Origin of the sequence: Providencia sp. 2024EL-00732 (assembly GCF_044006275.1) — a bacterium.
In the GTDB taxonomy this organism is placed as follows: Bacteria; Pseudomonadota; Gammaproteobacteria; order Enterobacterales; family Enterobacteriaceae; genus Providencia; species Providencia huashanensis.
Genome location: NZ_JBIPDG010000001.1, coordinates 588,770 through 612,766 on the forward strand (window position 1 = coordinate 588,770; position 23,997 = coordinate 612,766).

22 protein-coding genes are annotated in these 23,997 nt (G+C 36.9%); 18 read left to right on the forward strand and 4 right to left on the reverse strand.

The features are described from left to right. Positions 1-34: 34 nt before the first annotated feature. The 8 genes from tsaB to ACHB7C_RS02775 all read left to right on the forward strand — a co-directional run bounded on the left by tsaB (position 35) and on the right by ACHB7C_RS02775 (position 11,377). Complete coding sequence (gene tsaB, locus ACHB7C_RS02740; protein ID WP_210855908.1) at positions 35-733, forward strand: tRNA (adenosine(37)-N6)-threonylcarbamoyltransferase complex dimerization subunit type 1 TsaB; 699 nt, start codon at positions 35-37, stop codon at positions 731-733. Positions 734-977: 244 nt separating this feature from the next. Continuing rightward, positions 978-1,574, forward strand: coding sequence for a Slp family lipoprotein (locus ACHB7C_RS02745; protein ID WP_042843877.1), 597 nt, complete (start codon positions 978-980; stop codon positions 1,572-1,574). 421 nt (positions 1,575-1,995) lie between these two features. Beyond that, positions 1,996-3,684 (forward strand): long-chain-fatty-acid--CoA ligase FadD, encoded by a 1,689-nt coding sequence (gene fadD / locus ACHB7C_RS02750; protein ID WP_042843876.1) that lies wholly within the window; start codon positions 1,996-1,998, stop codon positions 3,682-3,684. An 85-nt stretch (positions 3,685-3,769) separates the two neighbouring features. Continuing rightward, entirely contained in the window at positions 3,770-4,891 is a 1,122-nt protein-coding gene (gene rnd / locus ACHB7C_RS02755; protein WP_042843875.1) for a ribonuclease D, read from the forward strand. 408 nt (positions 4,892-5,299) lie between these two features. Then, a complete protein-coding gene (locus ACHB7C_RS02760) occupies positions 5,300-6,043 on the forward strand; it encodes a Slam-dependent surface lipoprotein (RefSeq protein WP_166684899.1) in 744 nt (247 codons plus the stop codon). Positions 6,044-6,120: 77 nt separating this feature from the next. Further along, on the forward strand, positions 6,121-7,530 hold the full coding sequence (locus ACHB7C_RS02765; protein WP_198861363.1) for a surface lipoprotein assembly modifier: 1,410 nt from the start codon (positions 6,121-6,123) through the stop codon (positions 7,528-7,530). A gap of 18 nt (positions 7,531-7,548) precedes the next feature. Continuing rightward, positions 7,549-10,539, forward strand: coding sequence for a TonB-dependent receptor domain-containing protein (locus ACHB7C_RS02770; RefSeq protein WP_166684901.1), 2,991 nt, complete (start codon positions 7,549-7,551; stop codon positions 10,537-10,539). A 61-nt stretch (positions 10,540-10,600) separates the two neighbouring features. Then, entirely contained in the window at positions 10,601-11,377 is a 777-nt protein-coding gene (locus tag ACHB7C_RS02775; protein ID WP_395346327.1) for an energy transducer TonB, read from the forward strand. A gap of 84 nt (positions 11,378-11,461) precedes the next feature. On the opposite strand, the gene minE is transcribed toward ACHB7C_RS02775, so the two are convergent. The 3 genes from minE to minC are packed head-to-tail and all read right to left on the reverse strand — an operon-like array spanning position 11,462 to position 13,290. Then, on the reverse strand, positions 11,462-11,746 hold the full coding sequence (minE, locus tag ACHB7C_RS02780; RefSeq protein WP_042843873.1) for a cell division topological specificity factor MinE: 285 nt from the start codon (positions 11,744-11,746) through the stop codon (positions 11,462-11,464). A 3-nt stretch (positions 11,747-11,749) separates the two neighbouring features. Next, on the reverse strand, positions 11,750-12,565 hold the full coding sequence (minD, locus tag ACHB7C_RS02785; protein ID WP_042843872.1) for a septum site-determining protein MinD: 816 nt from the start codon (positions 12,563-12,565) through the stop codon (positions 11,750-11,752). A 23-nt stretch (positions 12,566-12,588) separates the two neighbouring features. Continuing rightward, positions 12,589-13,290, reverse strand: coding sequence for a septum site-determining protein MinC (minC, locus tag ACHB7C_RS02790; protein WP_042843871.1), 702 nt, complete (start codon positions 13,288-13,290; stop codon positions 12,589-12,591). 129 nt (positions 13,291-13,419) lie between these two features. Between minC and ACHB7C_RS02795 the strand changes: the two genes are divergently transcribed. From ACHB7C_RS02795 to ACHB7C_RS02840, 10 genes are all read left to right on the forward strand, one after another. Then, a complete protein-coding gene (locus ACHB7C_RS02795) occupies positions 13,420-13,689 on the forward strand; it encodes a YcgL domain-containing protein (RefSeq protein WP_042843869.1) in 270 nt (89 codons plus the stop codon). 47 nt (positions 13,690-13,736) lie between these two features. Further along, a complete protein-coding gene (locus ACHB7C_RS02800; RefSeq protein WP_210831837.1) occupies positions 13,737-14,825 on the forward strand; it encodes a lytic transglycosylase domain-containing protein in 1,089 nt (362 codons plus the stop codon). 23 nt (positions 14,826-14,848) lie between these two features. After that, complete coding sequence (locus ACHB7C_RS02805; RefSeq protein WP_042843866.1) at positions 14,849-15,505, forward strand: fumarylacetoacetate hydrolase family protein; 657 nt, start codon at positions 14,849-14,851, stop codon at positions 15,503-15,505. A gap of 20 nt (positions 15,506-15,525) precedes the next feature. Beyond that, complete coding sequence (locus tag ACHB7C_RS02810) at positions 15,526-15,966, forward strand: YcgN family cysteine cluster protein (protein ID WP_042843865.1); 441 nt, start codon at positions 15,526-15,528, stop codon at positions 15,964-15,966. 29 nt (positions 15,967-15,995) lie between these two features. Then, entirely contained in the window at positions 15,996-16,118 is a 123-nt protein-coding gene (locus ACHB7C_RS02815) for a hypothetical protein (RefSeq protein ID WP_259671930.1), read from the forward strand. Positions 16,119-16,444: 326 nt separating this feature from the next. Beyond that, positions 16,445-16,654: a hypothetical protein gene (locus ACHB7C_RS02820; protein ID WP_166684904.1), complete on the forward strand. Its 210-nt coding sequence runs from the start codon at positions 16,445-16,447 to the stop codon at positions 16,652-16,654. A 1,874-nt stretch (positions 16,655-18,528) separates the two neighbouring features. Then, entirely contained in the window at positions 18,529-19,149 is a 621-nt protein-coding gene (locus ACHB7C_RS02825) for a fimbrial protein (RefSeq protein WP_129465879.1), read from the forward strand. A gap of 119 nt (positions 19,150-19,268) precedes the next feature. Continuing rightward, positions 19,269-19,970, forward strand: coding sequence for a molecular chaperone (locus tag ACHB7C_RS02830; protein WP_129465880.1), 702 nt, complete (start codon positions 19,269-19,271; stop codon positions 19,968-19,970). Between the two features lie 9 nt (positions 19,971-19,979). After that, positions 19,980-22,463 carry a fimbria/pilus outer membrane usher protein gene (locus tag ACHB7C_RS02835; RefSeq protein ID WP_272671337.1) on the forward strand — a complete coding sequence of 828 codons (2,484 nt, stop codon included), beginning with the start codon at positions 19,980-19,982 and terminating at the stop codon, positions 22,461-22,463. Further along, complete coding sequence (locus tag ACHB7C_RS02840) at positions 22,454-23,449, forward strand: fimbrial protein (RefSeq protein ID WP_129465882.1); 996 nt, start codon at positions 22,454-22,456, stop codon at positions 23,447-23,449. The genes ACHB7C_RS02835 and ACHB7C_RS02840 overlap by 10 nt, the downstream gene beginning before the upstream one ends. 224 nt (positions 23,450-23,673) lie before the next feature. Here ACHB7C_RS02840 and ACHB7C_RS02845 read toward each other — a convergent pair whose 3' ends face one another. Beyond that, positions 23,674-23,985 carry a helix-turn-helix domain-containing protein gene (locus ACHB7C_RS02845; protein ID WP_042843858.1) on the reverse strand — a complete coding sequence of 104 codons (312 nt, stop codon included), beginning with the start codon at positions 23,983-23,985 and terminating at the stop codon, positions 23,674-23,676. Positions 23,986-23,997: the final 12 nt, after the last annotated feature.

Below are 23,997 nucleotides of genomic sequence, written 5' to 3' on the forward strand. Positions count from 1 at the left end.
TAATCAAAAATTATTAATTTGCCGGAGTTTAGGCATGTCGACCCGTATTCTTGCTGTTGATACAGCAACCGAAGCATGTTCAGTTGCACTTTGGTGTGATGGTGAAATCATTTCACGCTTTGCTATTTCCCCTCGTGAACATACACAAAAAGTTTTACCCATGGTTGAAGAGGTTTTGGCCGAAGCAGGTATGGGGCTAAACCAGTTAGATGCATTAGCATTTGGTCGTGGCCCGGGTAGTTTCACGGGGGTGCGCATTGGTGTAGGGATAGCACAAGGGTTAGCATTAGGTGCTGATTTGCCAATGATTGGTGTTTCTTCATTAATGACTCTCGCTCAAGGTGCATTACGTCTCACGGGGCAAACGCAAGTCCTAGTTGCCATTGATGCACGTATGTCTGAAATCTATTGTGCTCAATATCAATATGTTGTAGATAGGCAATGGTTAGGTGAAGGCACAGAAGCTGTTATACAACCTGATGACTTTAAAGCCCAATTCACCTCATTGACTGGGCAATGGTGCTATGCCGGTACAGGTTGGGCAGCTTATCCAACATTATTAGCAGGCGATAAGGCATTGAGTGATAGTCAGGTGACGTTACCTGATGCGCAAGACATGCTGCCAATTGCTGCGCAGCTGTGGCAACAAGGTAAAGCGATTGCAGTTGAAAATGTAGAACCAACTTATTTGCGTAATGAAGTGACTTGGAAAAAATTGCCCGGTAGAGAATAAGTTCAGCAGAAGTCATCAAAAATTGAATTGGCTGTATCTTATCACTAAATATATAGCCAATTTATTATCTAATTTAGGTAATACATAATATCTTGATAAATTAAAATACAAATCGAATTGTTTAAAAAGATAGGTTATTATTAAAAGGTAATGTATGCCTGTTTAACATATTGTGTTGTCTCAAATTAAGACTATTTTAAACAACACAATATAAAATTATACTATTGCTAATCGGAGGTGGTCTATGAATATTGAATTAAACTGCCGCACTGCACTTAAAGGTCTTTTTGTCGCAAGCGTATTAGCACTAACAGGGTGCGTCTCGATACCCGCATCAATTCAAGGGTCGGTACAAAACCCTACGGATAACTTAACATCCGTACAAAATGCACCTGAAATGTATATTGGTCAAGAGGCACGCTTTGGTGGAAAAGTCCTTGCTGTGGCAAATGAGCCGACAAGGACTCGCTTAGAAATTGCGGTGATGGCATTGAGTAAATACGATGCTGCACCTGAACTCAATGCTCCATCTATTGGTCGTATATATGCTTATTTGAATGGTTTCCGTGAGCCGAGTGATTTCACTAATCGTTACGTCACGGTAGTCGGTAAAATCACTGGTGAACAACCAGGTAAAGTCGGGCAAGTTCCTTACAAATATGTCACTTTAGATGTGACAGGTTTTCAACGTTGGAATATTGCACAAAGTGTTATGATACCACCGAGTGGGCCGTGGAATTATGGCTACTACGGGGACCCTTACTATTATAACCATCCTTGGGGGTGGGGATATGGCTATCCAGGCGGCCCGGCTCAGGTTCACACTTACTTAACTGAGTAATATTTTATCTCTGTTTTTGAACTTAAGACTCACTAAGTAAAAAGGAAAAGGCTGTTACCTTTAAAGTAATGGCCTTTTTTTTGTGCTTGAAGATAAATAATGGCGTTCTTCGGCAGTCTTTTATACCACTAAAACTATCTTTTTTTGATATGGCAAGTTATTAAGCATCGATAAGCTCTCCAAACTTAGTGTAGTTCGGTGTATAATTACGTTATCTTGTATAGATTTACATCTATTTAATTAATCTTAAGACAAACAAGGCGGCATAGACCGCCTTGTTTTTTCTTAGAAGAATAAAATTTATTTAGTGATAGAGGTCTCAACCTTGACATTGTCTGTTTTTCAAACTGGTACGCTGAGTTAATAATTTGTTAAAACATGTGTTGAGTATAATAAATTCACTAAATTCAGGAGTAACATTTTGGAAAAAATCTGGCTAAAAAATTACCCTACTGATGTGCCGGAAGAAATCAATCCTGATCGCTTTGCCTCTTTGGCTGAGTTACTTGAAAACGCGGTTTCTCAATATGCTGATCAGCCTGCATTTATCAATATGGGCGCAGTCATGACTTATCGGAAGCTGGAGGAAAGAAGCCGTGCTTTCGCTGCTTATTTGCAAAATGGGCTTGGTCTAAAAAAAGGGGATCGTGTTGCATTAATGATGCCGAACCTCTTGCAGTACCCTATTGCTTTGTTTGGGATATTGCGGGCAGGTATGGTAGTGGTGAATGTTAATCCACTGTATACACCGCGAGAACTAGAACATCAACTAAACGATAGCGGTGCCGCAGCGATTGTGATTGTGTCGAATTTTGCTCATACGCTAGAAAAAATTGTTTATAACACCAAAGTTAAGCATGTCATTTTGACGCGAATGGGCGATCAACTCTCACGACCAAAAGCGACCATTGTGGATTTTGTTGTTAAGTATGTGAAACGCTTAGTTCCTAAATACAATTTACCCGATGCCATATCATTTCGTCGTGCAATGCATTATGGCTATCGTATGCAATATATTAAACCAAACATTGCAGGTAGTGATTTGGCTTTCTTGCAATACACGGGGGGAACAACAGGGGTTGCCAAAGGCGCGATGTTAACCCATCGCAATATGTTAGCGAATTTAGAACAAGCGAGAGCAGCTTACGGCCCTGTGTTGAAGTTTGGGGAAGAGTTTGTTGTGACTGCATTACCTCTTTACCATGTATTTGCGCTGATGGTGAACTGTTTGTTATTCATCAATGTTGGGGGAGTCAATTTACTTATAACTAACCCGCGTGATGTACCAGACACGGTGAAGCAATTAGGGCGTTATCCTGTTACATCCATTACTGGGGTGAATACATTATTTAATGCATGGCTTCATAATGATGAATTTAAGAAATTGGATTTTTCACGTTTACGTCTTTCGGTTGGTGGGGGGATGCCAGTACAAAAAGCAGTGGCTGAAAAATGGCAGCAGCTCACCGGGAAACATTTGCTTGAAGGGTATGGTTTGACAGAATGTTCACCATTAGTGACGGGGAACCCCTATACCTTAACGTCTTATAGTGGAAGTATTGGTTTACCTGTTCCATCAACTGATGTTAAATTCCTTGATGATGATGGTCATGAAGTTGCCATTGGTGAACCCGGTGAAATGTGGGTAAAAGGCCCTCAGGTTATGAAAGGGTATTGGAATCGCCCTGACTCAACCGCGGAGGCCATCGTTGATGGCTGGTTAGCGACAGGGGATATCGCTGAAATAGATACTGAAGGCTATATTCGCATTGTTGATCGCAAAAAGGACATGATTATTGTTTCTGGTTTTAATGTTTATCCAAATGAAATTGAAGATGTCATTTCGGCACACCCTGATGTGATTGAATGCGCTGCAATTGGTGTTCCTAGCGAAAGTACAGGGGAAGCCGTTAAAGTGTTTGTTGTGACGAAAAATACGAATTTAACTGCTGATGAACTTAAAACCTTTTGCCGTCGTTCGTTAACCGCGTATAAAGTGCCTAAGTTATTTGAATTTCGTGATGAATTACCAAAATCTAACGTAGGTAAAATTTTACGTAAAGATCTGCGTGATGAAGAAAAATTGCAAAGAGATAAAACACCAGTATGATGATGGTTTAGTCTCATAAAGATAATAAGTAACGCCGGTTTATACCGGCGTTACTGTGATGAAAATATAAAAAGAGAAACTTGTTTTGAATTATCGTTTAGTAACTACAGATAGTGAACTAGCCCAAATATGTCAAGAAGCGAGCCATGCGCCATGGCTTGCGTTGGATACCGAGTTTGTTCGTACCAGAACGTATTATCCTCAATTAGGTTTGCTACAGCTGTATGATGGAAAGCAAGTTTCGTTGATTGACCCGTTATCAATAACGGATTTTAGCCCGTTCAAAGCACTTTTGACTAACCCAAATCAAATTAAGTTCTTACATGCGGGCAGTGAAGATCTCGAAGTCTTTATGCATGATTTCGGCTGCGTTCCTGAACCCATGATTGACACGCAAATTATAGCGGCTTTTTTAGGGTATCCTATTTCGTGTGGTTTTGCGTCGTTGGTATCAGAACATCTGGGAATTGAGTTGGATAAAAGTGAGTCTCGTACTGATTGGTTAGCGCGCCCATTGAGTGAAAAACAGTGTGATTACGCAACAGCGGATGTGCTGTATTTACTACCATTAGCTGAAATCCTGATGGCTAAAGTGATGGAGGCTGGGTATTTAGAAGATGTTAAAGATGAGTGCCAACGTGTTGTCGCTCGTCGTCAAAAAACACTCAAACCGGAAAAAGCATACCTAAATATTCATAATGCTTGGCAATTACGTGATGAACAACTCGCGTGTTTACAGTTACTCGCGGCATGGCGATTAAATCAGGCAAAAGCTCGTGATATGGCAATTAACTTTGTTGTAAAAGAAGAGCACTTGTGGAAAGTGGCTCGTTTTTTACCGGGTTCTCTCGGCGAACTTGATAGCTTAGGTTTGACGGGGCAAGAAATCCGTTGTCACGGTAAGCGTTTGTTAGCTATTGTGGATCAAGCTAAAAAACTTGATGCAAGCCAATATCCTGCACCTGTGGCAAATATTACTGAACAAAGTGAATATAAAAATCTCTTTAAAGAAATTAAAGCTATCGTCAAAGATATCGCTGAAAATGAAAAATTTAATGCAGAATTATTAGCCTCAAGAAGGCAGATTAACCAGTTACTTTCTTTACATTGGGGGCTAAAAACTTCGGCAACGCCCCCTGAGCTTCTCGATGGTTGGCGTGGAAAGTTGCTTGCAAAACCTATTTCAAAGTTACTAACAAACGTATAATCGTTTAAGGTACAGGGGGTTTTCCCTTGTACCTACTAAAAACATCCTTTTCAGTTATATTATCATTTCATTTAATCACTCTAACAAATAAATTCTAGTTAATCGCCTGCTATATTTAAATAAAAATTGGTTTTTAATTAAATTTACTCTTAAAAATAAACAAACAAAAAAGAGTAAAGGGGGATAATATAATTAATTACTATAAGGTTATTTTTTAATAAACTGAAAATAAACCATTATTTTTGTTTTTCACCAAATAATAAAAAAGCTAATTATATTAAGCTTATTTGTAAATGAAAGGTGATTTCATATACTGACATCTACGCATTAAAGGAAAATATAATATTTTCTTAATGTGCATTTTTATTTAACAAGGTAAGTTAATTTCTATTGAAAAGGACCCAACAAATGAAAAAAATATCGGTATTAACATTAGCAGTTACATTCTCTGTATTTTTTAGTAGCACTATGGCTGAAACCATCTCAGGGCAAAGCCAAAGTTATGATAATAATATGGTAAATATAAGAATAGATGAAACTGAATCAACAATGGGACCACACGGTGGTGCGTTAGGTACCCCCGGTATTGGTTATCGAAGCATAGCAGGAGGAAAAACTATATCATTTTCAGGCTTAAAAAGTAGTGATATTAAGAAGCCTGATAATGTTTATCTTCTTGATGGTACTACTATACCACATGGTAACATGGGCAAGTTTCAATTTAGTCAGGTTGCGGATGCCGAAGTATATTTCGGTGATTGGTCACAGACAGGGGTAAACGGTGATACAACACACACAGCTTATTTCTCGGGTGAGAACGCGATGAGTGAGGTTCCATCTAGTGGGCAAGCCAATTATACCCTAGAAGGAATCAACCAATTTGATGGTGAAACAAAACTAATAGGCTCATTCACGGCTGATTTTAATCATAAGTCGTATAAAGGCTCATTAAAAGGGAAAACATTAAGTATTTCGATGGGGGGGAATATTGCAGAGCAAGGGAAATTCAGTGGTAATGCTATAGCGAATGATACAATAACAGGTAGTAGTATGGGGCAGTTATTTGGCGATAATGCAGAGCAAGTTGCAGGTATTACTTCATTTAAGGGTCATGAGCACTTAGATACCGCATTTGGTGGCAAAAAAGACTAATAATTAAACTTAAATAAAGACAAGTAGGCAAAATATTATTTTGTCTGCTTTCTTTATCACTAAAGAATAGGTTATTTATGGTCGTATATATTAAGTATATAATTGGTTTTATTATTGTAAGCTCATGTGATTTTGTAACCCCAATATTTGCGGTGCAACAATTAGACGAACAATTTATTAGTATTTTAAGTATAGATAATAATGATAAACATGAACTGAAAATAAAAAAAACAAAAAATAATGAAAAAAACATCGACGAACTTGGGTTTATTCTTTATGATCTTGTTCGTAAAAAAGAGTTTGATAAAATAGAAACTATAATTTTTCTTTATAAAAGCGATCATCAGCATGATGAAAACCTAGTTAAATATATTTACGCTGAAAAGGCACTGGTAAGGCGAGAGTATGAGATAGCGATTGGTTTTTATAATGAAATTTTGGCTGTACAGCCGGATTTACCCTTAATTGAAATAAAGCTTGCACTTGCACTTATTGGTATTAAGCGCTATGAAGATGCTTTATTGGTGTATCAAACATTGCTAACCAAGTATAAAAATAAACTATCAGTAAGCCTGAGTAATTTCATTAGTAGTCAAATAATTTTACTGGAAACTAAAAATCATTGGCAGGGTACGATTAAACTTGGTGCAAGCTATGATTTTAATTTAAATGAAGCATCCAATAGTAATAATATTTATTGTTTTCGAAGCAAGTGTATGGGGAGTAGTAAAAAGGCGATAGCTGGTGGGGAATGGCATTATTCTATTGAACTATCGAAACGCTATCCATTATTAGGTAATCATGCTGGGCAGTTTTCGTTTAACATTGTTGGGTTAGAACCGATGAAAACAGTGTCCACTAAAAAAATAAGTGTTTTACTCAATGGAGGCTACCAGTTTGAAGGTGCAAATAAAAAAATACAGTTGTTACCGATTGTTGAAACTAAATGGCATGATAATCAATACCATAGTTTGAAATTAGGGGCACGGATAGCCGTAGAATACGAATTTACGCCTCAAGTAATATTATTCGGGGGGGTAGAGTTAAAAAATAAAAATTATATTGATAAATATAACTTTAATGATGGTAATAAACTCTCTTATTCACTGATTAGTGGTTATTTTCTTAATCCAAATCTATTATTTTTTTCAGGGATAGATGTTATCAAGAGGGAGAAAAAATTCAAAAGCGACAGTTATCTGCAATATGGACCAAAAATTGGGTTATTAACAGTTGTCGACCCCTATAAGTTATTGGTTGTTACTGGTTATAAATATACAGAGTTTAAACAGTTTGATGATTATTTGAATACAAAAAGAAGTGATCATAATTGGTATTTGAATACACAACTGACATTAGAAAAATACAAAGTATTAAGCTTTACACCGGCGGTGTATTTTAATAGCCAAATAAATAAAAGTACGGCTCATATTATTTATTCTTTTAAGCAAAGTGAAGTTGGTGTCAATTTTAGCAAAAAATTCTAATGTTTAGCGGAAGGAATAATGAAAGTAAAAACAGTAATAGCGATTAATATTGCGACAGGGTTGTCTGTTTGTAGTATTCCTAATTTATTATATGCACAAGAGCGTGAAAATATCGGTTCTATCATAGTTAATGATAAAACAACCACAATTAAACAGCGCGATAAAAAAGGGGCTGATGATCAGTATGATAAAGATGAATCGAATATCTATATCAGTAAGGAAGAAATCGAGCGTTATAAGGGGACAAACCCAGCCGACACTATCAACCATGCTGTTGGGGTGTATAGTGGTGATGCCCGCAATAGTGGGGCGTTAGATCCTAACGTACGGGGTATTCAAGGGCAAGGGCGTGTTCCTGTTACGGTTGATGGTACTGAACAGGCTATCACGGTTTGGCGTGGTTACAATGGTGCTAACAACCGTAATTATATTGACCCGAACATGATTAGTCGTATTAGGGTGATGAAAAGCGGGGGACTCAGTCGTGATGTGCGTACTTCGACAGGTGGGGGAATAGCAATAACAACTATTGGTATTGATGATGTTGTTGATGCAGATGAACAATTTGGGTTTGATATCAAGTTAGAAACCAGTAGTAATTCAACAAAGCCGAGAATTCGTCAGGTAAATTATGGTGTGGATTATCGGGATGACAAACGCCTATTAGAAACACTGGATTATAAAAAATTTCGCGGGATCTATTTCCAAGACTCCCAAGTCCTTGTTAAACCTCGTTCTAGAGGGAATGCCAATTTCTTTAATTTACAAGATAAAGCGGCACGTTTTGCCATTGGTACACGGCAAGAAAAATTTGACCTTATGTTAGCCTATAGTTATCGCAACCAAGGTAATTATTTTGCAGGAAGTCGTGGGTCAGGCAAATATACAGGCGAGATTATTACTTATGACCCAGCTTCGCCACAGAAATCCATTGACCCCTATATGCCATTTGTTGCCAAAATTTATGCTCCCAATAAAGAGGTTGGTAACACGTCTAATGAAATGTCTACATTATTAGCAAAATTAAATCTTATGCTGCCTAATGCACAAGATTTGTCTCTTGGTTACATGAGAACAACCAGCCACTATGGTGAAATCATGCCATCACAGATCCGCTATCATGATTTAACTGGCAGTATCCCACAATGGTCTTTAGCTAATTTAACCTTAAATACCTTTTATGCGAATTATTCTTTCAAACCGGAATCTATGGATTGGGTTGATTTTCGTTTAGGGTATTGGCTGACGAAAATGGATTTAAATTCGAATACGGCGGGAGGTCAGCCTAGGGAGCCTATGCAAAGAGATTGGTCTTATGAATTTAAAACTCGACCTCGCTTAGCTGAGCTCAATGGTACATTAGTCAATGGCATTAAATTAAGCCAGCTTAATGATCGTTATGGTATTTCGTTATCCAATAAATTTCAATTAGCCCCTGAGTTTAAAATCACATTAATAGGAAATTTAATTGATGAAAAGATAGGGAGTAGAGACGATGTGTATAATTCAAATACAGTTCCGATAAGTGGTTTATTCCGTGCGGTTCCAAGGGAAGGTAAACGCAGGGAATACAATGGTGCAATAAGGCTTGATTGGCAACCAACAGATTGGTTAAGCCTTAATGCAGGGGCTCAATATATTAGCTATTGGTCTAGGGACACTTTAAAAGAAAGAAGGGTAGCGGCAAAAGACATAAATTTTGCTCGAGTCAGTCAGGTAACAGCTAGAAATTTTCGGTTAACCCGTGTGTTAACAGCCGATGAATTTAAACTAATACAGAATTATGTTAATAGTAAGGGGCAAAGTTTTGCAAGCATAAAAGATAAACTACCATATGATACAAAGGTCTTGATTGAAGAAGCTTTAGGCATGCCGAAACATTCTTTAATATGGGCAAGTAATATGAAAGGAAAACGCGAATTTAGAATTGCGGGAAAAGACTACATAGTTAAATGGAAGGCCGATACCAACAACCGATTTATGCGAAAAAATAATCCTTTTTATAATGGTGAAGTTGATTTAAAAGAAGAGGTTATCGACCCAGTCACTGGTTTGACAGCGAAAAAATATGGATTGACTGAGTTAAATAAAAGGAAAGATAAAATTAAATTTACAGAGGTTGAAAAATTTAAAGCCCCGAAAAGAAATGAAGATTCAGCTTGGGCGCCAGCCTTTGGTATAACTGCATATGTCACGGATAATGATCGTCTATTTGCCCGTTATTTAGAAACCGTTAGGATGCCAAGTCTTTTTGAAGATACTGTTGGTTTTTCGAGCAGTAGAGGTGTTAGTTATGTCCCCCCTACATTTTTACCTGAGCGTAGCCATACTATAGAATTTGGTTATGTGCGCAACTTCCAAGAATTATTAAATGCTGAAAACCACGCTGATTTAAGAATAAATTATTACAATACAGTGGTGACCAATGCGTTTGAGCGAGATATGAATTTAATTTTCACTCAAGTAGATAAACATAAAACAGCAGGGATAGAGCTATTAGCTCGTTATGATAATGGCTGGTTTTTTGGTGATGTGGGGTTAGATTACCGCTTAAAAAACGAAGTGTGTGATGAAGCGTCATTAGTATCAATGGACCCCTACAATAAATATGGAGGCTCAGAATGCACAACTGCAGGGTTTCCAGGGGGGTATTTACGGACTCAATTACAACCTAAATACAGTATTCATACTAACTTAGGGTTACGTTTCTTAGATGAAACGTTGGAAGTGGGTAGTCGTATGCGTTATCACAGTAGGGCGAAAAATGAAGATGAAGAAGCGATGATAAATAAATACCCATATCATTTTGCACCTTTAAATAATAGCCCAATGCATTGGAATGCTGTTTTTACTACAGATGCTTACGTCAATTACCAAGTGAATAAAGACCTATCATTAGAGCTCTTAGCGACTAACTTATTTGATGAATATTATATTGACCCATTAACACGTAGCATGATGCCTGCGCCAGGTAGGGCAATACGTTTTAATTTAACCAGCAGATTCTAACAATTAACCCTTTATGTGGTGAAGTGTGGTCGCATAAAGGGTTTTTTATGTAGGAAAAGAGATGACTTATTCACGTTTTGTGTATGCAGTTATTGTCTCATTACTGCTACATGGTGGGCTAACTTATTACAGTCTACGGAGCAGTTCAGTATCTGCAAAAATATTGGTACCGATTAATTCAGATGTCATAACGGTTGCTCTATCTCAATTACTGGTTGAAAAACAAATCGCTAAAACTGAAGAGCCCCTTGTTGGCTCTGGTGGATTAATGAGTTCGTCAGTTGAATTGGAAAGCGCACTAATTGAGGTCGCAAAAACAAACAGTGAAACGCATAGCGAAGACAGTTCATCAAAAACAAAAATTAATTTGAATAAGCCCAAGAAAAGTTCAGAGAGTGAGAATAAAAAACGGGTCATCTCGAAAGAGATAGTAGAAAAAATAAACCATGATGAAACTGAGCAGCAGTTTAAGGAGGGGGATAACCAAATAGAATCGCTAGCGAGTGGGGAACAAGGGGAGCAGAAAACGAGAATGGTGGGCGATAATAGCAATGATATTCGGTTAAATTACCTTACAAGAATACGTAATGAGTTAGAACGCCATAAAAAATACCCACGGCGAGCGAAAATGATGAATAAGGAGGGCCATGTTGTTGTTCACTTTGAAATTACACCGCAAGGGGAGTTAACTAATGTTTATATTGTGAGGTCTGAACATAGTGAAATGTTTGGTAAAGCAGTACTTGACGCAACTAGACGTTACAGATCTGTTGGTGTAAAACCTGAAGGTGTTAATGCATTGAACAGCCTAACAATTTATTTCTCATTAGAGAAATAATAAGATAGAAAGACTGGCATCACAGCGATGTAATGCTTGGGTTGAAAAGCAAGCCGCCATAGTAAATAGCGGCTTCTTTGCAAATTATTTTTCAGCTGTTGAACTTTTTATTTCGTCACCTTCAGGTAACGTAACATTGAGCTCTAGAACAGAGATATCATCGCCTTTTTGTTCAAACTGCACTGATAACATATCAGGGTCAACCTGAACATATTTACAAATAACTTGCAGAATATCGCGTTTCATATCGGCCAGATATGGGGGTTCACTATCACCACGGCGACGTTCTGCAACGATGATTTGCAATCGCTCTTTTGCGATATTCGCTGTCGGTTTTTTTCTCGACAGAAAGAAATCCAATAAAGCCATTATTTATCCCCCAAATAGGCGTTTTAAGAAACCTTTTTTCTCTTCTTCAATGAAACGGATAGGGCGTTCTTCGCCTAAAATACGTGCAACACAATCATCATACGCTTGGCCCGCTTCGGACTCAGTATCTAAAATAACGGGTTCACCTTGGTTAGATGAGCGCAGTACCGATTGATCTTCAGGAATAACACCAATTAAAGGAATGCAAAGGATTTCAAGTACATCTTCCATACTTAGCATATCACCGCGGGTAACACGGCCTGGGTTATAACGAGTCAGTAGTAAATGTTCTTTAATTGGCTCTTCACCTCTTTCAGCACGACGTGATTTAGAGGCTAAAATACCTAAAATACGGTCAGAGTCACGGACGGAAGAAACTTCTGGGTTTGTAGTAATAATAGCTTCATCAGCAAAGTAGAGCGCCATTAATGCGCCACTTTCAATACCAGCTGGTGAGTCACAAACGATAAAGTCAAAGCCCAAGTTATCACTTAATTCATCAAGGACTTTAGCGACCCCCTCACGAGTTAATGCATCTTTGTCGCGGGTTTGTGAAGCGGGTAAAATAAATAGGTTTTCGGTGCGTTTATCTTTAATCAGTGCCTGATTTAGGGTAGCGTCACCTTGGATGACGTTCACGAAGTCATACACTACTCGACGTTCACACCCCATAATAAGGTCAAGGTTACGTAGGCCGATATCAAAATCGATCACTACCGTTTTGTTTCCTTTTTGTGCCAGGCCAGTAGCTATGGCCGCGCTTGAAGTGGTTTTACCAACGCCACCTTTACCAGAAGTCACTACAATTATGCGTGCCATGAATAATTCCTTGTAAATAAGGTCTAAATTAAATATTCGATGTTAAGTTTATTATCAACTAAACGAAGTTTAGTTGCTTTGGCAAGATAATCAGCAGGGATTTGATCGCTCAACCAATATTCACCTGCAATTGAAACTAATTCAGCTTGCAAGTGAGTACAGTAAATCTGGCTTTCAACATCACCAGAGGCACCTGCTAATGCGCGACCTCTCATCATGCCATATATATGAATATTACCATCTGCTAACAGTTCTGCACCTGCGCTCACATTACTTGTGACGATTAGATCACTATTTGGTGCGTAAATGCGTTGCCCAGAACGAACAGGGGTATTTATAATTCGAGTTTTACGATACAGCGGCTCAGTTTGAACCGTCGTAACCTGAGTTTCAGCTTGCACTTCAACAGGTTTTTGGCTTTTACCTTCATTCAATACCGGTAAACCAACATCATTTGCTTTTTGTCGTAACTGTGGGTCAGTACATCCGCTGACACCGACAATTCGTAAACCAGCTGAAATAACGGACTTGTGAATACTCGATAAGTCTACATTTGGTGATAGTTCAGCAATATTAATTACGACAGGGGCATTTTTAAAGAAGTCAGGAGCTTGACTTACTTTATCTTGCAGCGCTTTTTTGATGAGTTTAGGCTCTTCACTGTATAAGTGAATTACTGAAAGAGTAAAACTGCTGCCTTTAAGTTCTATTGGCGATTGTGGCATCTATCTAGACTCAGCAAATTAAAATTTCCGAAACAATCCTCGGGTGAAGATATTCTGTAAAACAATAGCATGTTATAGTTACTGTATTCTTCAAGCAAGCTAATGAACTAAGAAAAAGAGTTAAATATAATGATTTGTGCAATTTATAGAAGCCCTAAGCGTGAGCAAACTTATCTTTATATTGAAAAGAAAGATGATTTTTCACGGGTTCCTGAGGACTTATTAGCCCAATTTGGAACACCACAATTTGCTATGCTTATTGCGTTGGATAAACGCGACAGGCTTGCCAATGCTGACTTAGCACGTGTTAAGGCCGATCTTATCGATGTTGGTTATTACCTACAATTCCCACCTCCGGTGGAAAATTTGCTTTCAGAACACAAAGAACTGAATAACTGAAGCAAATTAAGAAAATCCTGAAAAGTAATTCTGTCTGGAGGATACGAATGAAACCAACATTATTATATACATTAGTCGCTGGTTTGCTTTTAGCAAGTTGTTCTGCGACACAACCTGAATCCGTGGTAACTCAACCGATTACTGCAAAACAAAACGAGGCAATAATTCAAGAAGTTGCCGCGCTAGATAAAGCATTTCCAATTGAACAACGTGAACCAGAGCAATTTCCCGCCTATGTGGAATTACTAAAAGAACATGCTGTTGCACAAGGGATTAAACCCGCAACGATTGAGCGAGCCTTTGCTAATATACATTTTATAGAGCGAGTGGTAAAAGCAGATAAAGGTCAGCCAGAAAAAAGAGCCACCGTTACATTAGCCAGCTATTTAAAAAATGTCTTGCCACAATCACGGATTAACGCAGGGTATAATAAATACTTAGAAAATAAAAAATTGTTGGATTCCACTAGCCAAAAATATGGGGTGCCACCCCAATTTATTGTATCGTTATGGGGATTAGAAAGTGGATTTGGGCGCTCTCAAGGGAAAGAGGATGTCATTTCTGCTCTTGCGACACTGTCGTTCGAAGGGCGTAGAGAGGCGCTTTTTAGTAAACAATTATTAGCCGCACTTGAAATAATGGATAAAGGCTTCATTCCAGAAGACCAGCAATTGAAAGGTTCATGGGCCGGGGCGATGGGGCAGAGCCAATTTATGCCAACCTCATACTTATCCTATGCCGCAGATGGCGATGGCGATGGGAAAATGGATATATGGGCTAATAAGGCCGATGTTTTTGCCTCTATTGCCAATTACCTATCAACTGAGGGCTGGCAATCACAATTACCTTGGGGTTATCAAGTCACTTTACCTGCTGATTTCAATCGAACTTTGGAAGGCGTAAAAACTGAACAAGGGAAAACAGTGAGCGAATGGCAACAATTAGGTGTTAAATTGCCTACAGGTGCGCAATTATCTCCAGACGTGAAAACATGGGTAGTTATCCCTGATGATCCAGAAGGGAGAACATTTTTAGTGACTGAAAACTTTCGCACCATTATGCATTGGAACCGCTCATATTATTTTGCACTGAGTGTTTGTATGATGGCAGATGGCATCGCTAACAAAATAAAATAATGATAGTAGATAGGAGTCCCCTTATGTATCAACATCGTGATTGGCAAGGTGCGTTACTTGATTTCCCAGCAAACAAAGTAGTTTGTGTGGGTAGTAACTATGCAAAGCATATTAAAGAGATGGGGTCAGCGGTTCCTGAAGAGCCTGTGGTTTTTATTAAGCCAGAAACAGCTTTATGCGATATTACACAATCAATTGTTATTCCAAAAGATTTTGGTGAGGTTCACCATGAAATTGAAATGGCAATTTTAATTGGTATGCCGTTAAAAAATGCTGATGAAGACCGAGTTTCGCGTTCTATTGTCGGTTATGCAGTTGCTCTGGATTTAACATTACGGGATCTACAAGCTAAATTTAAGCAAGCAGGGCAGCCATGGGAAAAAAGCAAAGCTTTTGACGGTTCTTGCCCAATTTCTGGTTTTATTCCTGTTAGTAACCCGAATGACCTACAAAATATTGAGCTTTCTTTGGAAATTAATGGTGAAGTTCGCCAAAGCGGCTCGACGCGTGATATGATCACCCCAATTTTACCACTGATTAGCTACATGTCCCGTTTCTTTACTCTACGTGCAGGGGATGTCATTTTGACTGGGACGCCTGAAGGTGTAGGCCCATTGGCTTCTGGTGATATGCTGAAGTTATCGATAAATGATCATTCGCTGACTACTCGAATTATTTAATTATAGGATTAATTAGTATTATGTCGCAGTTTTGGCAAGTTAAAACATTGGATGAAATGACGGATGAGGAATGGGAGTCTCTCTGTGACGGGTGTGGGCAATGTTGCTTACACAAATTAATGGATGAAGACACTGATGAAATCTATTTTACTAATGTAGCTTGCAATCAGCTAAATTTAAAAACATGTCAATGTAAGCATTATGAAGACAGGTTTAGTTATGAAGCGGACTGTATTAAACTTAATCGTTATAATTTAGAAACGTTTGAGTGGTTACCCAATACGTGTGCTTATCGTTTGTTACTTGAAGGTAAGTCGCTCCCTGCTTGGCATCCATTGAAAACAGGTTCAAAAGCTGCGATGCATAGTGAGGGTATTTCGGTTCGCCATATTGCTGTAAAAGAAATTGATGTGGTGGATTGGGAAGAACACATTATGAACCGGCCTATGGGTAGGGGGTAATATTCCCCCTCATTGGTAAGGTAATTTTAATGGGTATCTCTTTACTAACCGCAGCTTTATCTATTCTCATCAATGCATCTTTATTGCCTGCTCTTGGGGTTTTTATCGAAAAATTCTGTCAGTATGCAGAGACGATGCTTTATACATTTTAGACATTATTGAGTTAAATAGAATCAATAATATCGAAAGAACTATTTTGGAATAATGCCAGTTTTAAGCATAGATATTATTTCATATGTTGACTTTAACGATAAAAAATTATTTATTAATATCATTCGATTGTTTTAGCTTATTAAAAACACTTAATTTATTAAGCGGAAATTTCCAATTAAACTGTGCCTTAGAACACATTTATTATTGTAGTTACGCAAAAAAAAGCCCATTTATAATAGCAGCCGCACAACTAGTGGCTCCTTGCTTTGCTTTTATAAAGATAGTCCGCTACCCTATTTTAACAGAAGTGATTTGAGGGTCTGGAATGAAAACGTTTGGTGTTGTGCTCACAATCATTGGGTTAATTACAGCGATTATTTCTTATAATATGGATGTTAGTATCCCTATTGTTTATGGAGAGTCGATTAAAGACACAGGCTTAGCATTTGATAGGCAAAATTATATTATTGGTAGTTTGCTGGTTGCAGTTTTTGGAGTATTAATTGTTATTTTCGATAGTAGAAAACGTAAATAGTACAATTATCAGGGATGATAAGGTTTCTTTTTTAGATTGTTTTATCCATTTCTCATCATTTATACCAATATAAGTTAAGCAAAGTTAAAGAACGATTGCCATCAATATTCTTATAGCAATAACCCGCTATGTATCCTTTAGTATTGAAACTGTATTTCAAGTAGTGTGGATATCGAATCCTATATCAAAATATTGTACTAATTTGATGGTCAATCAGCGTAAATTAATCCCTTAATAGGGTCGGTTTCACACTATAATTTGCCACCAAATGGTCATTCTAGTTTGCCTTTTATTCCATATCTATTAGTAAAAGTTCTATTCCTTATGGTTTTTTGGCTATACCACCACCATCAGCCACTCTCCTTTTTAGTGATTAATCATTTCAATTTATTAGCCGATATTAAATGAGTATCAATCGCTTTTTGCTCGTCATAAAGCAAATAACGGAATGAAATGTTGCAGGTAGTATCCGTCAACTATTCCGTATGTACTTTAGGCGATATTTTAAGAAAGGCATATTGATTTAGTAAAGGTAAGCTAGTCGGTATATGGCAAATTATTGATATAAAATATTTTTATTTGTTAATGTCTCAAAATTGTTAAATTATGATACTAAAATGGAGATAGCTACTTTATGTTATGTATTCGACAAAAAATGAGCGTTATTCACGGGATTGAATTGTTTGAAAAACGGTAAACTTTCTTTTTTATGCATAAATGAGGGTAAGAAAAACATCTTTTATTGATGGCTTTAAGCTTAGGATCACACTTTAACACACTATGAGAGTAAATTAGGAATATTCTTAATGATAAAAAACGGTGTATAGATCACATTTTTGGCTGTTGTTCGGTTTGAGAAAATACGCGTATTTTCATATGGTTATAAAATAGAAAAATTGACATAAGTTAGTTTATAGTTTGTGCAGCGATTCTGTTTTTTTATTTTATATCAAAAACAATGATAATTTTTTCTAACATTGGCTTACTTGTACAAGTTGATATTGAGTTTTTAGTAATAATTTAGAGTTGAATGAAAAGAGGATTATATTGCGATTTTATCGTCATTTTCGTTAACATTCTAAATTTGTCCTCATCATATATATTATTATTTTAATTAAAATCGATGTTTCTCCCTCCAAAACACACATTTCAGAATTTTAATAACGACCAAAGTTGACTGTTGATATAAAAACTCACTTATACACTCATAGTGTGTTTTTTAGGTTTTAAGCATAAAAATTCGGTATTAAATTTTTTTTTGAAATCGAAATTTATTACGAATATCAGTAAAAATACATTAATAAAATTAATGATACAATCTTTAAATGATGGTCATTAATAGATATATATTGGTGTTATTTTGCGACTAAAAGTATCAAAATGTGTAATTTAGTATCATTTTAATATAGTAAATGTATTTTTTGTTGTTCATATAAATCTAATTTATTAGGAATTAATAGTTAATTAAATCTGTAATTCAATAAAATTAAGATTTTTTTCTAAAATGTAAGCGCTGTACGAGTAATTTAGTGAAATGATCACATCAAGTAACTCAATCAATAGATCAGTTTTAATAGGCATAACCTATTAAAAAATAAATAAGCGATGGTAAAAACGATTTAATAAAACTTAAGTTATTATGTATCCTCTCTTCGAAATCATATAGAGCATATGATTATAAATTCTAAATAGGACTAATTAAGAAATACATTTATTTGCATTAATACGAATGGTTCAAAGTGAAGCATAAACTACCAGTCATACTCTATGTATGACTAGACTCTTGCATTTATTTTTTGCCTAACAATAAAACAAAAAACTTAATCAGTTCTTTTTAATGTAAAAAATAAATACCCTCATATTAGGAAATGAAAATGAAGAAAGTACTACTGACTGCAGTTGCAACAACTATTATTGGCTTATCAACAGCTAACGCTGCAAGCACCAACGTTGGTGGCGGCCAAGTTAACTTTCACGGTAAAGTGACCGATGTTTCTTGTACTGTTTCTGTGGATGGACAAGGTAGTGATGCTAGCGTTTACTTAGCGCCAGTTTCATTAACAGAAGTTCGTGATGGTGGTGCAGATGCATTGTTAAAACCAAAATCTTTTGTTATTGACGTAACTAACTGTGTTGCAGCAGATGTTAAAGATGCAGCTAATGATTCCGCGATCGATAAAACGTTATTAAACGTTAACTGGACTGGTGGTAACTTACTGCAAGGTGCATCAGGCAACTCAGAAGGTTACTTAGCAAATACTGAAACTACAGGTGCTAAAAATATTCAATTAGCACTTTCAACTGATGATAGCTCTGACTTATCAGGTAAAATCATTCCTGGTAACCCATCTCAGAAAAAAGTTAAAGGTGACTTAACTAAAGTTGAGAATGGAGCTCGTTTCCAATACTACGTTGGTTACGCAACTTCTACACCTAAAGATGTCACAACAGGTGAAGTTAAAAGTTATGCAACTTATGAAATCACTTACCAATAAGAATGTAATAAGTTAATTCCTTATTAGTTTTAATTACATAAGCATTGTTTAAATATTAATTTAATCAGCATTACTTTGATAAGCGGTAGGTATACTGCCGCTTTTATTTTGAGGTTCAAATGAAAGCAATAGTATTTATCTTCTGCTTCATTTTCAGTATGCATTCATTTGCTAATAATATTATCGTTAATGGTACACGGTTTATTTATCCTGGAAATGAAAAAGAAATTACCGTGCAATTAAATAATACTGCCGATCGTCCTGCAATTGCACAAGCGTGGCTTGATACAGGAGATGCGTCAGAAACACCAGATACGATAAAAACCCCATTTCAGATTACACCACCAATTTCGCGTGTAGAAGCTAAAGGTGGGCAAACGTTACGAATCAAATTAATGGATAAAGGAAGTATTCCTCAAGATCGCGAAAGCTTATGGTGGTTGAATATTTTGGATATTCCCCCTATGGCTAAAGCTAAAGAAGGGGATAGCCAGAATGTATTGCAACTAGCGATCCGTTCTAGATTTAAATTCTTTTATCGGCCAGCAGGGCTGAGTAGCCGTGAATTAGCGCCAGAGCAACTTGTTATAAAAGCAAATGGCAAGAGCATTATCATAGATAACCCGACACCTTACTATATTACCATTACAAAAATTTCAACAGATGGTAAATCTGGGTTAAATGAAAAAACAATTTTATTAGAACCAAAAAGTCAAACGACAGTTGAATTAAAACAAGCCGTAAGGTCAGGAAGTCATATCGTAATTAATAATATTAATGATTATGGGTCAGATATTGCGGTGAAAACCACCGTTAAATAGGAATATATAATGAAACAGCGAGAGTTAATAAATAAATATAGCAATACGCTCTCTGTGACTTGCTTTGTCACTGCATGCATGGTGCCTACATTTTATGCTTGGGGTGAAGAAGATACAACCTATGAATTTAATAGTGGTTTTATTATAGGTAGTAAGGAAGATGTTGATTTAACGCGTTTCAATTCTTCAGGGATCAGCCCCGGTAAATATTCAGTTGACGTATATACGAATAACAATTGGAAGGGGCGCTACGATCTTAATTTTGAAGAACAAAAAAACGGTCAACTAGGGGTGTGTTATACACCAGAAATGCTTTCTGACTTTGGTATTAATATTGAAAAGCTAAATCCTACGGTTAGTAAAGATAGGAATACTTGTTTACCTTTAATGGATTGGAATGATCAAAAAGACGTTGTAGATACATTTCATTCTTCTACATTGCGTTTGGATATTTCTGTTCCGCAAATATATGAACAGAGAACTTCCCGTGGTTATGTTTCTCCTCAATTTTGGGAAACGGGCATTCCTGCACTAAATATCGGTTATATGGCTAACTATTATGATAACCATACCAGTGGCTCAAAGGGAACGAATAACGCTAGCGCTTATTTAGGGCTGAATGCTGGTTTAAGTTTTGATGGGTGGCTACTCAAACATATTGGAAACCTTAATTGGCAGCGTCATGGTGGAACGAATTGGAATAGCAATCAAACATATCTGCAAAAACCAATCACTGAACTAAAAGCAAAAGCGACAGCAGGGCAGTTTTATACCGATGGTGACCTCTTTGACAGTATTAGTTTGCGTGGTGCAAAACTAGCAACAGATGACAATATGTATCCTGATGGAATGGCAACATACGCGCCTGAAATCAGAGGAATAGCACAAAGTAATGCCTTAGTAACAGTAACGCAAAATAATTCTATTATTTATCAAACAACGGTTTCACCTGGGCCTTTTAGCTTAACGGATGTTTATCCATCAGGCTACGGGAATGACTTAGTTGTAACAGTAAAAGAAGCTGATGGAAGTGAAAGTAGTTTTAGCGTGCCATACTCATCATTAGCGCAGTTATTACGTCCTGGTTTTACACGTTATCAAGTTGCTGGTGGTAAGGCTGATGCTGATGGATTGAGAAATCGTCCATTTATTATGCAGGGTACTATTCAACATGGTTTAAATAATACATTTACGCTTTATGGTGGTGTCACTGCATTTGATGACTATCAAGCTTACTTAGTTGGTACTGGTGTTAACACTGGGTTTGGTGCAGTTGCTGTGGATTTAACTCAGTCTAGAACCGCATTCAAATATAGAACAGAAAATGGACAAAGTTACCGTCTAACATTTAGTCGTTTGTTTACTCAAACGGATACTAACTTGGTATTAGCTGCTTATCGGTATTCAACGAAAGATTACTATAACGTCAGTAATGCATTATATGCGATAGATAACGATAAGCGTGGCGTAGAGAATACATTAGGACGCGAGAAAAATGGCTTTAGTTATACAGTAAATCAAAACCTTCCTGATGGTTATGGTGGGGTTTATTTTACGGGCCGTATTTCTAATTACTGGGATAAGTCAGGGACAGAAAAGCAATACCAACTGAGTTATAACAATAATTTTAATCGTCTTTCTTATGGCGTCGCATTTATGAGAGTTTATGCGGAAAATACCAATAATAAAAAAGATGACCGCATCAACTTAAACTTTAGCTACCCACTGTATTTCGGTGAGAGTCAGAGCGCAACATTAACTTCAAATACGACATTCAATAATGAAAAATTTGGTTCCAGCCAAATCGGTGCGAGTGGTGCATTTGATAGAGATAATAATTGGACTTATGGCGTAAATACTTCAGTTGCAAATGGTGGACAGAAAAATATTGGTTTGAATACGGGTTATCGTGCACCGTTTGTTAATACGAATGCGAACTATAGCCAAGGTCAGGGGTATCGTCAGTTTGGGCTTGGTGCAAATGGTTCAATGATTGTGCACTCTGAAGGCATCACATTCACACCAAATACTTCAACAACGTTGGCTTTAATTGAAGCGAAAGGTGCGGAAGGTGCATCAATCATGGGAGCACCGGGAACACGGATTGACGGAAATGGTTATGCTATTGCTCCTTATGTCAGAGCTTATCGCATTAATAATGTAGAAATTGATCCAAAAGGAAGTCCTGAAGATATTGTTTTTGAAAATACAGCAACGCAAGTTGTTCCTTATGAAGGGAGTATCGTTAAGGTTAAATTTGGTACTAAAGTCGAAAAGAATATCGCATTTAATGTTGTAAGACCTGGAAATAAGCCATTGCCATTTGGGGCGAATGTTACTGATATAGATGGTGAGTCCATAGGTATCGTTGGTCAAGGTGGTACAGTATTTATTAGTAGCGAAACTGCAAAAGTGGCAATTATAAAATGGGAAAACGGGCAGTGTTCATTTTCTTTAGAAGCTGGCAATAGTAAGGAAAGTTTATGTCAATAACGAAACAAATTTGCTTGTATATCGGAGTTGGTGTGTTTCTTACCGCGAGTTATGCTTCTGCGTATTGTAATAGAACTTCAACCCGGACATATGAATTAAATATGCAGATGGGGAGAGTCGTGGTAGACCCTAACTTAAATGTTGGCGATACCATTGCGGAGCAAACATGGGATATGCGGGAAAACTCAAGTGCTATTTATGCGTATTGTACGAGGAATACACCGATAACAGCCTCCGTGACTATGCCAAGTTTAGTTCCAGTAGGGAACAAAATTTACCAGACAAATGTGCCAGGAATTGGTATGAAATTTCACCGTGAAGGTGCGGTGAGAATGACGTACCCGGATACATTTTATGCGCCTAGATCAAGTAACTATTATCTTGCGGGTTCAAAATTTATTTTAACTCTGGTGAAAACTGCTCCGGTTACCGGTTCTGGAACTATAGCAAGTGGTCTTTATACGTCTTATGGATATACTCCAAACAACGACCCGTTTTTAATTACTAAGTTAGATGCTGAAGCTATCACAATAGTTTCACCTTCTTGCCAAGTTGAAGGGGGAACTGAAAAAAATGTGTATCTTGATCCTATTAAGCGCTCACAGCTGAATGGTACAGGGGCGACGGCAGGCGAAAAAGATTTTGATATTCGATTAATATGCAGTGGTGGTGTTAGTATTTCTGGTTTTGCAAATGTTAATATGACTTTCAGCGGCGATATTCCAACAAATATGAATAACCGACAAGGTGTTTTGGTTAATCAGAATAAATCCAGTAGCGGAGCTACAGGGGTTGGTATACAAGTTTTAGAACGTAAAGCTAATAAACCACTTATGTTTAATGAAAAATACAACGTTGGACGTTTAGTTGACCGGCAAACAAAATATCTTGATTTAAATTATAAAGCTCGTTATTACCAATATGGCCGTACAATTTCTGCTGGAGAAGTAAATTCTAAAATGGTTTTTAATATTACCTATGATTAAAGTTTTATACATAAATTTTGATTTAGTGTGATTATAATTAAACTAAATTTTTGGTGATGTTCTGTAAGTTGATAAAATCAACTTTAAATAAATGGCTAATCTTTATGTAGAAGATTAGCCATTTTATTTTAATAATCTTAGGAAAATAAAAGTACAAATAACATGGCATAAAAATGCTTATGTTATTTGTACTTTATTTGTATGAACTTAATGTTTTGATTGTATTAATATTGATCTTTAGAAGGGGCGATAACACTTTCAGCGGTGTATCTTAACTCTTGATTAAGTTCATTAGATAGTCCGTTTTCGTTTGATTTTGAACTACTTACATAACCTTGAAAAAACCATTCAATAGGGCAATTTAGCGCTTCTGCGATATCAACCAAATGATTAATTGGTATTTTATTAATACCATTTTCATAACGTGATATTTGTTGTTGGCTTAAATTTAGTTTATTAGCTAAATTGGCTCCAGATAGACCTAGTTCTTTTCTCCGGTTTTTTATCTTGATACCTATTAGAGTATGAATGTCCATATGACATCCTCA

Excerpts from the sequence above, each read along its gene's own strand:
- tsaB (WP_210855908.1), top strand. The coding sequence starts at position 35 with ATGTCGACCCGTATTCTTGCTGTTGATACAGCAACCGAAGCATGTTCA.
- ACHB7C_RS02745 (WP_042843877.1), top strand. The coding sequence starts at position 978 with ATGAATATTGAATTAAACTGCCGCACTGCACTTAAAGGTCTTTTTGTC.
- ACHB7C_RS02760 (WP_166684899.1), top strand. The coding sequence starts at position 5,300 with ATGAAAAAAATATCGGTATTAACATTAGCAGTTACATTCTCTGTATTT.
- ACHB7C_RS02765 (WP_198861363.1), top strand. The coding sequence starts at position 6,121 with ATGGTCGTATATATTAAGTATATAATTGGTTTTATTATTGTAAGCTCA.
- ACHB7C_RS02770 (WP_166684901.1), top strand. The coding sequence starts at position 7,549 with ATGAAAGTAAAAACAGTAATAGCGATTAATATTGCGACAGGGTTGTCT.
- ACHB7C_RS02775 (WP_395346327.1), top strand. The coding sequence starts at position 10,601 with ATGACTTATTCACGTTTTGTGTATGCAGTTATTGTCTCATTACTGCTA.
- minE (WP_042843873.1), bottom strand. The coding sequence starts at position 11,746 with ATGGCTTTATTGGATTTCTTTCTGTCGAGAAAAAAACCGACAGCGAAT.
- minD (WP_042843872.1), bottom strand. The coding sequence starts at position 12,565 with ATGGCACGCATAATTGTAGTGACTTCTGGTAAAGGTGGCGTTGGTAAA.
- minC (WP_042843871.1), bottom strand. The coding sequence starts at position 13,290 with ATGCCACAATCGCCAATAGAACTTAAAGGCAGCAGTTTTACTCTTTCA.
- ACHB7C_RS02795 (WP_042843869.1), top strand. The coding sequence starts at position 13,420 with ATGATTTGTGCAATTTATAGAAGCCCTAAGCGTGAGCAAACTTATCTT.
- ACHB7C_RS02800 (WP_210831837.1), top strand. The coding sequence starts at position 13,737 with ATGAAACCAACATTATTATATACATTAGTCGCTGGTTTGCTTTTAGCA.
- ACHB7C_RS02805 (WP_042843866.1), top strand. The coding sequence starts at position 14,849 with ATGTATCAACATCGTGATTGGCAAGGTGCGTTACTTGATTTCCCAGCA.
- ACHB7C_RS02810 (WP_042843865.1), top strand. The coding sequence starts at position 15,526 with ATGTCGCAGTTTTGGCAAGTTAAAACATTGGATGAAATGACGGATGAG.
- ACHB7C_RS02815 (WP_259671930.1), top strand. The coding sequence starts at position 15,996 with ATGGGTATCTCTTTACTAACCGCAGCTTTATCTATTCTCATCAATGCA.
- ACHB7C_RS02820 (WP_166684904.1), top strand. The coding sequence starts at position 16,445 with ATGAAAACGTTTGGTGTTGTGCTCACAATCATTGGGTTAATTACAGCG.
- ACHB7C_RS02825 (WP_129465879.1), top strand. The coding sequence starts at position 18,529 with ATGAAGAAAGTACTACTGACTGCAGTTGCAACAACTATTATTGGCTTA.
- ACHB7C_RS02830 (WP_129465880.1), top strand. The coding sequence starts at position 19,269 with ATGAAAGCAATAGTATTTATCTTCTGCTTCATTTTCAGTATGCATTCA.
- ACHB7C_RS02835 (WP_272671337.1), top strand. The coding sequence starts at position 19,980 with ATGAAACAGCGAGAGTTAATAAATAAATATAGCAATACGCTCTCTGTG.
- ACHB7C_RS02840 (WP_129465882.1), top strand. The coding sequence starts at position 22,454 with ATGTCAATAACGAAACAAATTTGCTTGTATATCGGAGTTGGTGTGTTT.
- ACHB7C_RS02845 (WP_042843858.1), bottom strand. The coding sequence starts at position 23,985 with ATGGACATTCATACTCTAATAGGTATCAAGATAAAAAACCGGAGAAAA.